Origin of the sequence: Streptococcus oralis (assembly GCF_022749195.1) — a bacterium.
GTDB lineage: Bacteria > Bacillota > Bacilli > Lactobacillales > Streptococcaceae > Streptococcus > Streptococcus oralis_CI.
Genome location: NZ_CP094226.1, coordinates 86,406 through 99,899 on the forward strand (window position 1 = coordinate 86,406; position 13,494 = coordinate 99,899).

A 13,494-nucleotide genomic window follows, 5' to 3' on the forward strand; every position below is an offset into this window, starting at 1 on the left:
TAGAGTCATCAAAAAAAAGAAAACTCTAAGGAGAATCCTATGAAATTCAATCCAAATCAGAGATATACTCGTTGGTCAATTCGCCGTCTCAGTGTCGGTGTTGCTTCAGTTGTTGTGGCTAGTGGCTTCTTTGTCCTAGTTGGTCAACCAAGTTCTGCACGTGCTGATGTCGTCAATCCGACCCCTGCCCAAGTCGTGCCAGACACTACTTCGGTGAGTGAAAAGAGCGACTTACCAGCAGAGGTTCTCAAAAAATCAGTTGATGTAGCTCTTCCTTCAGAACAGTCTGTTCCAACACCTAAAGCAAGTGTGGATACGACAAGCTCTTCAGAAAAAGCGGATGTAACTGCTAAAGAGCCAGTGGTAGAACCAAAAGAAGAAGTGCAAGCACAACCTGACTCTAAGAAACAAACAGAAGATGCAGTTAAACCTGTGGAAAGTCCTGCGTCTACAGGTTCTGGACAAGACCGTGAAGCCAGTGAAGCGCAACCGGCGACCACTCCAGCTGAAGTGCAAAAAGGTGTGGCTGATAACACAAAAGACACAGTAGATGTCCCAGCCACTTACTTGGATAAGGCTAACTTCCCTGGTCCCTTCACAGCCGGTGTCAATCAAGTCATTCCATATGAATTCTTTGCTGGTGACGGCATGTTGACTCGCCTGATCTTGAAAGCATCTGATAAGGCTCCATGGTCAGACAACGGAACAGCTAAAAATCCTGCTCTCCCACCAGTAGAGAAATTGGGCAAAGGCCTTTACTTCTATGAAGTGGATTTGGCTGGAACCCAAGGAAAATCTGACAAAGAGCTGCTTGATCTCTTGAAACAAAATGGTACTCAAAGCTATAAAGCTACTATCAAGGTGTACGGTGCGAAAGACGGCAAACCTGACTTAACTAATCTGGTAGCGACTAAAGATTTGGATGTCAACTTGAATGGCTTGACTACTCCAGCTGAAGTGCAAAAAGGTGTGGCTGACAATACCAAAGATACAGTAGATGTCCCAGCCACTTACTTGGACAAGGCTAACTTCCCAGGACCATTTACAGCTGGTGTTAATCAAGTCATTCCATATGAATTCTTCGCTGGAGACGGCATGTTAACTCGCCTGATCTTGAAAGCCTCTGATAAGGCTCCATGGTCAGACAACGGAACAGCTAAAAATCCCGCTCTCCCACCAGTAGAGAAATTGGGCAAAGGCCTTTACTTCTATGAAGTGGATTTAGCAGGCACCCAAGGCAAATCTGATAAAGAGCTGCTTGATCTCTTGAAACAAAATGGTACACAAAGCTATAAAGCTACTATCAAGGTGTACGGTGCGAAAGACGGCAAGCCTGACTTAACTAACCTCGTAGCGACTAAGGATTTAAATGTCAACTTGAATGGTTTGACCACTCCAGCTGAAGTGCAAAAAGGTGTGGCTGACAATACCAAAGACACAGTAGATGTCCCAGCTAGCTACCTTGACAAAGCCAACTTCCCAGGCCCATTCACAGCTGGTGTCAATCAAGTCATTCCATATGAATTCTTCGCTGGTGACGGTATGTTAACTCGTCTTATCTTGAAAGCTTCAGACAAAGCTCCATGGTCAGACAATGGTTCAGCTAAAAATCCCGCTCTTCCACCAGTAGAGAAATTGGGCAAAGGCCTTTACTTCTATGAAGTGGACTTGGCAGGCACCCAAGGCAAATCTGACAAAGAGTTGCTTGATCTCTTGAAACAAAATGGAACTCAAAGCTATAAGGCTACCATCAAGGTGTACGGTGCAAAAGACGGCAAGCCTGACTTAACTAATCTGGTAGCGACTAAAGATTTGACTGTTAATTTGAATGGCTTGACCACACCAAATCAGGTTAAAGACTCTGTTGCTAATAACATCAAAAATAGCATTGATGTTCCAGCTAGCTACCTTGAAAAAGCAAATGTTCCAGGTCCATTCTTGGCCGGTGTCAACCAAGTTATTCCATACGAAGCTTTTGGTGGAGATGGTATGTTGACTCGCCTCTTGTTAAAAGCTTCAGACAAAGCCCCATGGTCAGACAACGGAACAGCTAAAAATCCTGCTCTATTGCCACTTGAAGGCTTGGCTAAAGGCCAATATTTCTACGAAGTGGATTTGAATGGCAATACGGTTGGCAAAGATGGTCAGGCCTTGCTGGATCAACTTCGAGCTAACGGAACACATACATACCTAGCTACTGTTAAAGTCTATGGTTCTAAAGATGGCAAACCTGATTTGACCAATCTGATTGCTACTCGTCAAGTAACGATTCAGTTTCGTGGAAAAGAAATGGCGACAATACCATCTCAACAAGGTCAGATGAATACGAAGCCTTCTGAAACAGGCTCTACAGGTACGACTGAGGGTATGATGGGTACAAATCACCATATGTCAGATATGAAAGTAGATCAACCAGCTTCTAGCCCAATGGCTAATATGATGAAAAAAGATGATAAAGCGATGTTACCAAATACTGGGGAAGCTAAAACAGCTACAGCTGGCCTTGGTATCTTTGGTCTAGCCTTGGCAGGTCTTGTTGGACTTTTGGGTTTGACAAGCAAACGAGAAGATTAAGATTCAAATCACTTAAACATTAGGGAAAATAGTGTTATACTAAAGCAAGTATAACACTGTTTTTATCGAAGGAGTGTCAGATGAAAAAGACAATTTTGCTGGTTGATGATGAGATAGATATTCTAGATATTCAACACCGCTATCTTATACAGGCAGGTTACGATGTTTTGGTCGCCCATGATGGTAAGGAGGGCTTAGAGCTTTTCAGAAAAAAATCTATCGACCTCATTATCACAGATATCATGATGCCCAATATGGATGGCTATGATTTTATCAGTGAAGTTCAGTATATCGCTCCGGATCAACCCTTCCTCTTTACAACTGCTAAGACAAGCGAACAGGATAAGATTTATGGCTTAAGTTTGGGGGCAGATGATTTTATAGTCAAACCCTTTAGTCCACGCGAATTGGTTTTAAGAGTGAATAATATCTTGCGTCGCCTTAGCCGTGGAAGAGAGACAGAACAGATCGAGTTTGGTGACTTAGTGATCAACCATGTGACTCATGAGGTTCGCATTGGGGATCAACCTTTGGAATTGACAGTAAAATCCTTTGAACTTCTATGGATATTAGCCAGCAATCCCGAGAGAGTCTTTTCAAAGACGGAACTTTACGAGAAGGTATGGCAAGAGGACTATGTGGATGATACCAATACACTCAATGTTCATATCCATGCTTTGAGGCAAGAGTTGACCAAGTATACGAATTCAAATGCTCCTGCTATCAAAACTGTTTGGGGTTTGGGCTATAAGATGGAAAGACCAAGAGGTAGAAAATGAAATTAAAAAACTATATTTTAGTGGGGTATCTAGTGTCGACTCTACTAACGATTTTGGTCGTTTTCTGGGCAGTCCAACGGATGTTGATCGAGAAAAGTGAAGTTTACTTCCTAGTTGGAATGACCTTGATTGCTAGTTTCATTGGCGCTGCAGTGAGCATCTTTCTTTTGTCGCCAGTGTTCTCTTCTCTGAAACATTTGAAAAAACAAGCTCAGGATATAGCAAGCAAGGATTTCAGCACAGAAATCGAAACTAAAGGCCCATTAGAATTTCAAGAGCTGGGCCAGGCTTTTAATGACATGTCCCACAATTTGCAAGCTACCTTTCAATCACTTGATGAGAGCGAGCAAGAAAAGAGAATGATGATTGCGCAGCTCTCTCACGATATTAAAACTCCCATTACCTCCATTCAGGTTACTGTGGAGGGAATTCTAGATGGAGTGATTAAGGAAGAGGAGCGGCTCCACTACTTAACCACGATTGGTCGGCAAACTGAGCGTCTAAACAAGCTAGTGGAGGAATTGGATGTTTTGACTCTTAATACACAACCTCAAGATACTGCCGATGAAGAAGTCGAAGAGGTCTTTTTAGATCAGTTACTGATTGAGTCAATGAGTGAATTTCAACTCCAGATTGAACAAGAGGAGCGGGATGTTTACATTCAAGTGTCACCTGAGTCGGCGAAAATCAAGAGCCATTCTGACAAACTTTCTCGCATTCTGGTCAATTTGTTAAACAATGCCTTTAAATATTCAGAACCAGGAACCAGAATCGAGGTTCTTGCCCAATTAACAGAACAAGAGCTGACAATCAGTGTGAAAGACGAGGGTCAGGGGATCCTTCCTGAGGATTTGGAAAAGATCTTTAAACGACTTTATCGTGTGGAAACTTCGCGCAATATGAAGACAGGTGGACATGGATTAGGTCTTGCGATTGCACGCGAACTAGCCCATCAGCTTGGTGGCGAAATCACAGCAGAAAGTCAATATGGCTTAGGAAGCAAGTTTACATTCAGCCTTAATTTGAAATAAAGCCGTAAAATCCCTTTACAAATCTAGCTTTTCATGGTACAATAGCCTTTGTGTGAAATAGCAGCAGGAAAGCATGAAGCTCGTCAACAGGTGTCTTATGACAAGTAACCTTGGCTGTTTAGGCGAAGGGCATCTGCACGAATCAGGGCTTTCTAAGTGACTATTTCCACCGAAATATTATTTATATCAGGAGGACATTCACATGTCACGTTATACAGGACCATCTTGGAAACAAGCTCGTCGCCTTGGCCTTTCACTTACAGGTACAGGTAAAGAATTGGCACGTCGTAACTACGTACCAGGACAACACGGACCAAACAACCGTTCTAAATTGTCAGAATACGGTTTGCAATTGGCTGAAAAACAAAAACTTCGTTTCACTTACGGTGTAGGTGAAAAACAATTCCGTAACTTGTTCGTACAAGCTACAAAAATCAAAGGCGGAATCCTAGGTTTCAACTTTATGCTTCTTTTGGAACGTCGTTTGGATAACGTTGTTTACCGTCTTGGCCTTGCGACTACTCGTCGTCAAGCTCGTCAATTCGTAAACCACGGTCACATCCTTGTTGACGGAAAACGCGTTGATATCCCATCATACCGCGTAACTCCAGGTCAAGTGATCTCAGTTCGTGAAAAATCATTGAAAGTTCCAGCTATCCTTGAAGCAGTAGAAGCTACTCTTGGACGTCCAGCATTCGTATCATTCGACGCTGAAAAATTGGAAGGTTCATTGACTCGCTTGCCAGAACGCGACGAAATCAACCCAGAAATCAACGAAGCACTTGTCGTTGAATTCTACAACAAAATGCTTTAATTTTAAGAAATATCTTACAGAAAGCCTACAACAGTGGGCTTTTTGCTTTGTCTTAAAAAACTATAGAACACTTCTTAACTATGAAGGAGGATAAAAAATTTCCCTGCAAAATGAAATTGCAAGGAACTTTTGTTAATGGTTATGGGCAAGCCAGACGGAATATTTTTTCCCAAGCCAGAGAGCAAAGAGGAGATTGATGACGACGATGCTTGAACCGACCAGTGAAAATAGGAAAAATTCGCTAGTCGAAACCTGCCACAAATGCGCGATGTCGATAATCAAATAAGCACTGATAGGAAAACAAAGGATAGAAGTGATGAGAGCAGGGATATACTTACGGAGAAGAATTGATTGTCCAATGTGGAGCAAGAGATGGAGTGCAAAGGCCACAAATCCTCCTAACCAAACTAATTCGAGCGCTCTAGATTGAGTAAAATACGCTAATAAAGTGATGGATAAGACAATGATAAACTCCTCAAAAACAGCAAGGGCAAATCCCTCTGTTGTAATTCCTTTGTGAATCTTGAGAATAGCAGGAGCCTTTTGAGCCAGCAAGGTTTCGTTGAGATGAATCCAAGGGACAAGACCGATAATTTCTTCCATATCGTGAAAGATAAAGAGTAGCGGGAATATCCAAAGATAAAATGCCATAAATCTCTCCTGAAAAGTTATAGATCGCTAACCAATAAAGCAAAAAACGCTCAGTAAGGCGTTTTGAGTTATGCTTATTTAACCTCTGTAACATATAGCTATTGATTTAACTAAAACGCCATGTTTTATTAAGTTTTAATAAGTTTTAAGTTACTAAAAATAGGGTTATTCTGTTTCTGTTGTTTCCGAATTGTTGCCAAAATATTGGAATTTAGCAAAATTTAAGAAGTCTTTATAGAGTTTTTTGGTCTGTTCAGAAATTGCTAAGTTTTCGATTATATTTTCTATGCTTTGTCCGGTTTCCGTTGCCTCTTTGTTGATACCTATAAGTAAGTCTGTAATTTCTAACAGTGCTTCTACTGTTCTGTAATTTTCATCTTCTACATTAGTGACAATATAAGGTCTTCTTATGTCGCTATATCCAACAAGATATTCTATGGATACACTTAATAAATTAGATAATTTAACAATATCTTCTAAACTGGGAGTTCTTTTTCCATTTTCCCAATTTGTGAAGGTATTTTGTTTTACACCGACTTTTTCACCTAGTTGAGCCTGTGTAAGTCCATGCTGTAATCGCAATTCTTTTAATCGTTGAGGTAGTAAAGATACTTTTCCCATAGTTGCTCCGATCTAAAATCTCAAAAAGACGTGTTAAAAACTTGACAAACACTTCAAAACGAGATAAAATAAAATATATCTCAAAAAGACGTATTGATTATATCATATTTTGAGAAGGATTTTCAAGGGGGTAACTGCTTATGATTGTATAAAAATGGTCTTTGAAGAAAAACCTCAAAGACATATTTAATAAAACCATCTTAATTATAACATATATATAGAAAAGAGGAAAGGAGATGCCGAATAAGAATTATTACGAGTATAAAGACATCATGGAAGCCACAGGGAAGTCTTATAGTGCTGTTAAAAAATGGCGGATAAGTATAGAACGCTTATCAGGTTACGAGTTTAAGAAAGTCAAAATAAAGGTCACACGTAAGCACGTAAAAGACCATTATCAATTTACTGAAGAAGAATTTGAAAAGTTTATCAAACTTTCTAAGCGAATTGATGAAACAAAAAACATGACTGAAGCTGTAACTGCTATATGGGGCGACTTGAAGAGTGCTGAAGAAAGGGCACTTAAACAAGACGTGGCTGAATTAAAAAAGTTCAAAGAGAAACAGAAAGAAAGTAACAAAAATACAGCCTTTCAGATTATTTCTTTGAAAAACGATATTAGAAGACTACAAAAGCTAGAAGAACGACTTGAAGCCTTGGAAGAAAAACAGGCAAAAGGGTTCTTCTCAAAATTGAAAAAATAGAAAAGGAAATATAAAAAATGGCAAACAAAAAAATTAAACTTACATCACCTCTTTCACTTAAAGAAGTAGCTCTTGAAAGCTCTCAATTTGATATTCCGAAGAAAATTCAAGTAGATTTTTCCAAAGCTCGACCAAGTAAGAAGTTCAAAGATGGTAAACAGACGGACATTTTGAGCCATTATATTTTAGAGGGAATTGATGAGCGAACCGCTAAAGCCGTAAATGATGGGTTAATTGATCAAGAGGACGTTAAGTCTATCAAGATTGAAGTTCATGGCAGTTTTGAGGAGATTGAAGAAACCATTGAGTTTGGTGGCTCTCTATTCGTTGAGTTGCTAGATGTGCAGGTCAAAGCGGACTGGGTTGAGGGTAGAAATGCAGGATATAAAGCCGTCAAACTAGTAGCCTCTGGGCTAAAACTTGCTATGTAGGTCTAAAATTTCTGTATATGATGGGAGCTGGCCGCCTTGCTCCTGTCGGTTTACAAGTGAGCTAACTAGTAGCTGATAGCAACCGCAAAAAGGGCGGTTCGCCCTGAGCGGTTGCGGGTATCAGCGGGCATCTAGTTGGCTGACTTGTTCCGACAGGGCAATGCAACCAAGCTACCTAAATATGCAGAAATTTTAGTCACAAGAGTTTTTTGAGGAAGTATATGCCCATATGCCCAAAACCTATGCGCGGGCGCCATTCTAGGACTTGACGATAGAATGGTGCAAACCAAGGGTAATCCCTTGATTGGCAAGCTTTCCGAGGACATTACCGAAGGTGTCAGCGTAGCGTTAGGAAAAGCAAAAATGCCAAAAATTAAGGGGTTTTTCTTGGGTTTATGCATGGGCTTATGTATGGGCTTATGCTCGAAAAAATGAAGCATATGCCCAAAACAAAAGAATAAAAAAACAAAAGCATAGAAATAATATGCAAAAAACCTTTCATAAATTGAAAAGGAGAAAGAATGACGAAAAGAATTAGAAATAGACGTTTCTTATTTGAGCAACAACTGAAACCAGACTTTTGGGATTGGGCTGTATCAGATAAGAAATTACTTGAGAATTGGGAAGATAATAAGACAAAGATTTTCAGATTAATCTTTGACCGTATCCGTGAATTAGTTGAAGAAGAGGAATTTGTGGAAGTCGCTTTTATCGTCCATGATAAAGATATTTCTTATGGGACAAAATTGGTTGAACCTCATATTCACGGATATATTGATTTCCCAAGAAGAATGGATTTATCAAAAGTTGCCTTGGCTCTTGGAGTAGAAAAAGAACGTGTAGAAACTCCAAAATCAAGAGGAGGAAGACACCTAACACGTATCAACGCTTTAGCTTATCTTATCCATGCCAAGGATAAAGATAAATATCAGTATCCTGCTAGTGATGTGGAAACATTTGATACGCTTGATTATGAAACCTTTATCAATCAGAATAAAGAAGATTTTGAGAAGTATGCAGCTACGAAAAAGCGTGAGAAATCTGATGAAAGTTTAGATTTGGTATTGTCTAAAGTTTACAAGGGAGAACTTACATATTTTGATATTATGAAAGACGATAATTTGTATTATCTGATGGCGAACAATCGTCAGAAATTCCTTGAGGGCTTTGATATTTTTGGAGAACGTGAAAGTGTTCTACGCTTGGAAGCCTTGCAAAATGGGGAGTATGATTTGACTGTCCTATATATCCAAGGGAAGCCTGGGATTGGTAAGTCTACACTTGCTAGAGATATTGCTTTAGAGGTGCAAGGAGCGCTTGAAAATGCAGGTTTAAGAGGTGGCTCATATTCTGCAAGCTCAAAAAATCCATTTGACAATTACTCAGGAGAGGAAATCCTTATTTTAGATGACTTGCGAGAGGATAGCCTAGCTCCTGCGGATTGGTTGAAGTTATTCGATCCAATCAACTCGGCTAGAATGTCGGCACGCTATCGAAATAAGCTAGTAGTTCCTAGATTGGTGATTATGTCGGCTTATATGTCTCCTAAACAATTTTTCGGACAAATTCAGGAAGAAGATATAAACCAGTATTTAAGACGTGTCAATTACTCTTCTGAAATTGCTAGAAAACATGGAATGGAAGAAAGATTTTATAGTGTTTCAGAAGTTCGAGAGAATAGAGAGAATGGTCATTTTCAACGTCCTGATGGCTCTAGCGTCGTTTTGAACTTTGACTATGAAGATTTGTTTTGTTCGCAAGATAAGGACGATTTTATTCGTAAATTGCTTGAAGATTGTATCTATCCTAGAATATTGCCTAAAAAAGCAAAGGACGTGACAAATGACTAAAAAAATTGTGATGTTCTTTGATGAAAGGTTAAATACTAGCTTTCGTATAGTACGCTTTGGGAAGTGTATACCAGTAAGGCAAGAAATAGATAACATCTATATGTTTCTGAATGATAGGAATTTATGGAATAGATGCAAAAAAAAGATGCGTGAAAATCAATCACACATCAAAATAAAAAACCAAGATAATTATAACATGAAAAGGAGAAAAAAGCTATGTTCGTAACAAAAGAAGATTTAAAAAAATTAGGTTTTGGAAATTATCAGGCTTACAGTTTGATTAAACAGGCTAAGGCTTTGATGGTACAAAAGGGCTTTGCTTACTATAATTCCAAGGGTTTGGGTCAAGTTCCTGTTGAAGCTGTTGAGGAAATTTTGGGTACAAAATTAAATTTTGAGGAAGTGGAAGAATATGCCTAAAATCCCTCATGTATATTATGACAAGGCTAGTAGTTCTTATTATGCGGTTGCTTCTCTAGGTTTTGATGAAGTGACCGGTAAAAGAATGCAGAAAAAGAAAAGAGGGTTTAAAACTCAAACAGAAGCCAAGAAATGGTATGATGATTTTATAGCCAAACACTCGAAAAAAGCTATTGTACATGGTGCAACTTTAACGGTTGAGTTGTTCCTGGAAAAATATTTTGTACCTCACTATAAGAATAAAGTGACAGTTCGGACATTTATGACATTTTCTTCTAAGTTGAAAAGATTGAAATATTTTTATCCTATGAAAATGGTTGATGTTAAACCTATTCATATAAAAAAATGGCATACAGATATCTTGGAAGAAGGCTTATCTAATAACTACTTAAAAGATTTACATCAAACAGTAAAAGAATTATTTGATATGGCTCTTACTTTGGGTGTTGTCAGTGAAAATCCTGCTCGGCAGGTGGGGAATATGAAGAGGACTAGAAAAAAGGTTGATTTTTGGACAAAAGAAGAATTTGAAAAATTTATCAAAACATTTGAAAAAAATGATGTTGTAGAACATTTAAAATATACCTGTTTTCTATTTCTCTTTATGACAGGATTGAGGATCAGCGAATTACAAGCCTTAACGTGGGAAGATGTCGATTTTGAAAATAAAGCTGTACAAGTCAATAAGTCTATGTTTTATCAAAATAAAAATAATTGGCAAATTAACCCTACAAAAACTTTTTCAAGTAATAGAAAAATCTATCTCGATGCCATGACGATTAAGGCGCTATCCTCATGGAAAAATCATCAGAAACAGCTAGGAAAAATAAGTTTTGTCTTTTCTTATAACTGTTTACCTGTGACTAAGACAATGCTTGCTAATAGCATGAAGAAACATGGAGAAATGGCTGGAGTCAAAAGTATCCGTATACATGATTTAAGGCACTCCCACGCAAGTCTATTGCTATCTTTAGGTATGAATGACCTAGAACTTAAAAATAGGTTAGGACATGCGGATATACAGACGACTTTAGGAGTATATTCCCATCTTCGCCCTTCAGCTATGAAAGAGGTAGCGGATAAACTAGAGGGGGTAATATCGCTTTAATTTCAATCACGGCTTTCGTATCACTAGCGAAGTCTGTTATACGAAAACGGAGATTATAAAAAGGTAGCAAGATTACATCTTACTACCTTTTTTGTTGCCAAAATGTTCCCACTCGGCTAGTATTAAGTGTTTAAACGTTGATTTAACGCTATTTTCACTAATTTAACTCTTATTTAACTTCGGTGAACACAACGTGCTTGCGAAGTTTTGGTGAGTATTTCTTCAATTGAAGACGGTCTGGAGTGTTACGTTTGTTTTTAGAAGTAAGGTACAAGCGTTCACCAGATTCTTTGTGTTCAAGTGTAATATTTACGCGCATGGTATCTCCCTTCTATTATTCAGCTGATGCAGCTTTAGCGATTTTACGTCCTTTGTAGTATCCTTTAAGTGATACGCGGTGAGAACGTGAGTAATCTCCAGTAGTTTCGTCAAAGTTTACAGATGGAGCTGTTACTTTGTAGTGTGTACGACGTTTGTTTTTCTTCGCTTTTGAGGTGCGACGTGCAGGTACTGCCATTTTCTTTTCTCCTTTAGGTATTTAAATTCGATTCAATCTACTGATTTTCATCAACCATATTAGAATAACACATTTTTTTTGTAAAGTAAAGTTACTTGACAAAAAAAGATGAAAAAATTAGAAGTCATTCAATCAAATTAATCGAAATTTTCTGAAAATTCAAGAATTTTCTTCTGTTCATTGCCTTTAAAATGTGCTATAATAGTAAAAACTGAAACGGGAGGGATAAGATGACTGAATTAGATAAACGTCACCGCAGTAGCATTTATGACAGCATGGTTAAATCACCAAACCGTGCCATGCTTCGTGCCACTGGTATGACAGATAAGGACTTTGAAACACCGATTGTGGGAGTGATTTCGACTTGGGCGGAAAATACCCCTTGTAACATTCACTTGCATGATTTTGGGAAATTGGCGAAAGAAGGTGTCAAATCTGCAGGTGCTTGGCCTGTGCAGTTTGGAACGATCACGGTAGCGGACGGGATTGCTATGGGAACGCCTGGTATGCGTTTCTCTCTAACATCTCGTGATATCATTGCAGACTCAATCGAGGCGGCTATGGGTGGTCACAACGTAGATGCCTTTGTGGCTATTGGTGGCTGTGACAAGAACATGCCTGGTTCTATGATTGCTATTGCCAATATGGATATCCCAGCTATTTTCGCTTATGGTGGAACCATTGCACCTGGAAATCTTGATGGCAAAGACATTGACTTGGTTTCTGTGTTTGAGGGTATCGGAAAATGGAACCACGGTGATATGACGGCTGAGGATGTGAAGCGTCTCGAATGTAATGCCTGCCCTGGCCCTGGTGGCTGTGGTGGTATGTACACAGCTAATACCATGGCGACTGCTATCGAAGTTCTAGGGATGAGTTTGCCAGGATCTTCATCTCACCCAGCTGAATCAGCTGATAAGAAAGAAGATATCGAAGCAGCAGGACGTGCTGTTGTTAAGATGCTGGAACTTGGTCTCAAACCATCAGATATCTTGACTCGTGAAGCCTTTGAAGATGCCATCACTGTAACGATGGCTCTCGGTGGTTCTACAAATGCCACTCTTCACTTGCTTGCCATTGCCCATGCTGCCAATGTTGACTTGTCACTTGAGGACTTCAATACAATCCAAGAGCGTGTGCCTCACTTGGCTGACTTGAAACCATCTGGTCAGTATGTCTTCCAAGATCTCTACGAAGTCGGTGGTGTGCCAGCAGTTATGAAATATCTCTTAGCGAATGGCTTCCTTCATGGAGACCGTATCACATGTACTGGTAAGACAGTCGCTGAAAACTTGGCTGACTTTGCAGACCTTACACCAGGCCAAAAAGTCATTATGCCACTTGAAAATCCAAAACGTGCAGACGGTCCGCTTATCATCTTGAACGGGAACCTTGCCCCTGACGGTGCGGTTGCCAAGGTATCAGGTGTTAAAGTGCGTCGTCACGTTGGACCTGCTAAGGTCTTTGACTCAGAAGAAGATGCGATTCAGGCCGTTCTGACAGATGAAATCGTTGATGGCGATGTTGTCGTTGTTCGTTTTGTTGGACCTAAGGGTGGTCCTGGTATGCCTGAGATGCTGTCCCTTTCTTCAATGATCGTTGGTAAAGGTCAAGGAGACAAGGTTGCCCTCTTGACGGATGGTCGTTTCTCTGGTGGTACTTATGGTCTTGTTGTCGGACATATTGCTCCTGAAGCTCAGGATGGTGGACCAATTGCCTACCTCCGTACAGGTGATATCGTTACGGTTGACCAAGATACCAAAGAAATTTCCATGGCCGTATCCGAAGAAGAACTTGAAAAACGCAAGGCAGAAACAACCTTGCCACCACTCTACAGCCGTGGTGTCCTTGGTAAATATGCCCATATCGTATCATCTGCTTCACGCGGAGCTGTGACAGACTTCTGGAATATGGACAAGTCAGGTAAAAAATAAACTCAAAAAGCAAGCCATTTTCGGCTTGCTTCTTTTCATCTTCAAAAGTGATTTGCCTGC

Annotated in this window: 14 protein-coding genes; 10 read left to right on the forward strand and 4 right to left on the reverse strand. The window is 39.7% G+C overall.

Features of this window, described 5'->3' with window-relative positions; genetic code table 11:
• Positions 1 to 39: 39 nt before the first annotated feature.
• The 4 genes from MP387_RS00440 to rpsD all read left to right on the forward strand — a co-directional run bounded on the left by MP387_RS00440 (position 40) and on the right by rpsD (position 5,198).
• A complete protein-coding gene (locus MP387_RS00440) occupies positions 40 to 2,574 on the forward strand; it encodes an SSURE domain-containing protein (RefSeq protein ID WP_242746788.1) in 2,535 nt (844 codons plus the stop codon).
• Positions 2,575 to 2,654: 80 nt separating this feature from the next.
• Positions 2,655 to 3,353: a response regulator transcription factor gene (locus MP387_RS00445; protein ID WP_242746790.1), complete on the forward strand. Its 699-nt coding sequence runs from the start codon at positions 2,655 to 2,657 to the stop codon at positions 3,351 to 3,353.
• Entirely contained in the window at positions 3,350 to 4,384 is a 1,035-nt protein-coding gene (locus MP387_RS00450) for a sensor histidine kinase (protein ID WP_042768210.1), read from the forward strand. The genes MP387_RS00445 and MP387_RS00450 overlap by 4 nt, the downstream gene beginning before the upstream one ends.
• Positions 4,385 to 4,586: 202 nt before the next feature.
• Positions 4,587 to 5,198 (forward strand): 30S ribosomal protein S4, encoded by a 612-nt coding sequence (rpsD, locus tag MP387_RS00455; protein WP_000092756.1) that lies wholly within the window; start codon positions 4,587 to 4,589, stop codon positions 5,196 to 5,198.
• Positions 5,199 to 5,330: 132 nt separating this feature from the next.
• Here the strand turns inward: rpsD and MP387_RS00460 are convergent, their stop codons facing one another.
• On the reverse strand, positions 5,331 to 5,849 hold the full coding sequence (locus tag MP387_RS00460; RefSeq protein ID WP_242746792.1) for an HXXEE domain-containing protein: 519 nt from the start codon (positions 5,847 to 5,849) through the stop codon (positions 5,331 to 5,333).
• Positions 5,850 to 6,014: 165 nt separating this feature from the next.
• The gene (locus MP387_RS00465) at positions 6,015 to 6,470 is read right to left on the reverse strand and encodes a helix-turn-helix domain-containing protein (RefSeq protein ID WP_242746800.1); all 456 of its coding nucleotides are present in this window, start codon (positions 6,468 to 6,470) and stop codon (positions 6,015 to 6,017) included.
• Positions 6,471 to 6,706: 236 nt separating this feature from the next.
• Here MP387_RS00465 and MP387_RS00470 point away from each other — a divergent pair, with 236 nt between their 5' ends.
• The 5 genes from MP387_RS00470 to MP387_RS00490 all read left to right on the forward strand — a co-directional run bounded on the left by MP387_RS00470 (position 6,707) and on the right by MP387_RS00490 (position 10,983).
• Positions 6,707 to 7,174, forward strand: a complete 468-nt coding sequence (locus MP387_RS00470) for a hypothetical protein (protein WP_242746802.1) — start codon at positions 6,707 to 6,709, stop codon at positions 7,172 to 7,174.
• A gap of 17 nt (positions 7,175 to 7,191) precedes the next feature.
• A complete protein-coding gene (locus MP387_RS00475; RefSeq protein ID WP_125415165.1) occupies positions 7,192 to 7,605 on the forward strand; it encodes a hypothetical protein in 414 nt (137 codons plus the stop codon).
• Between the two features lie 521 nt (positions 7,606 to 8,126).
• A complete protein-coding gene (locus tag MP387_RS00480) occupies positions 8,127 to 9,455 on the forward strand; it encodes a Rep family protein (RefSeq protein ID WP_242746804.1) in 1,329 nt (442 codons plus the stop codon).
• A 216-nt stretch (positions 9,456 to 9,671) separates the two neighbouring features.
• A complete protein-coding gene (locus tag MP387_RS00485) occupies positions 9,672 to 9,875 on the forward strand; it encodes a DUF3173 family protein (protein WP_000498227.1) in 204 nt (67 codons plus the stop codon).
• The gene (locus tag MP387_RS00490; protein WP_242746809.1) at positions 9,868 to 10,983 is read left to right on the forward strand and encodes a site-specific integrase; all 1,116 of its coding nucleotides are present in this window, start codon (positions 9,868 to 9,870) and stop codon (positions 10,981 to 10,983) included. The genes MP387_RS00485 and MP387_RS00490 overlap by 8 nt, the downstream gene beginning before the upstream one ends.
• 169 nt (positions 10,984 to 11,152) lie before the next feature.
• Here the strand turns inward: MP387_RS00490 and rpmG are convergent, their stop codons facing one another.
• Entirely contained in the window at positions 11,153 to 11,302 is a 150-nt protein-coding gene (rpmG, locus tag MP387_RS00495) for a 50S ribosomal protein L33 (RefSeq protein ID WP_001265622.1), read from the reverse strand.
• Between the two features lie 15 nt (positions 11,303 to 11,317).
• Positions 11,318 to 11,500 carry a 50S ribosomal protein L32 gene (gene rpmF / locus MP387_RS00500; protein ID WP_000290417.1) on the reverse strand — a complete coding sequence of 61 codons (183 nt, stop codon included), beginning with the start codon at positions 11,498 to 11,500 and terminating at the stop codon, positions 11,318 to 11,320.
• A 230-nt stretch (positions 11,501 to 11,730) separates the two neighbouring features.
• Between rpmF and ilvD the strand changes: the two genes are divergently transcribed.
• Entirely contained in the window at positions 11,731 to 13,434 is a 1,704-nt protein-coding gene (gene ilvD / locus MP387_RS00505) for a dihydroxy-acid dehydratase (protein ID WP_000137343.1), read from the forward strand.
• Positions 13,435 to 13,494 lie beyond the last annotated feature (60 nt).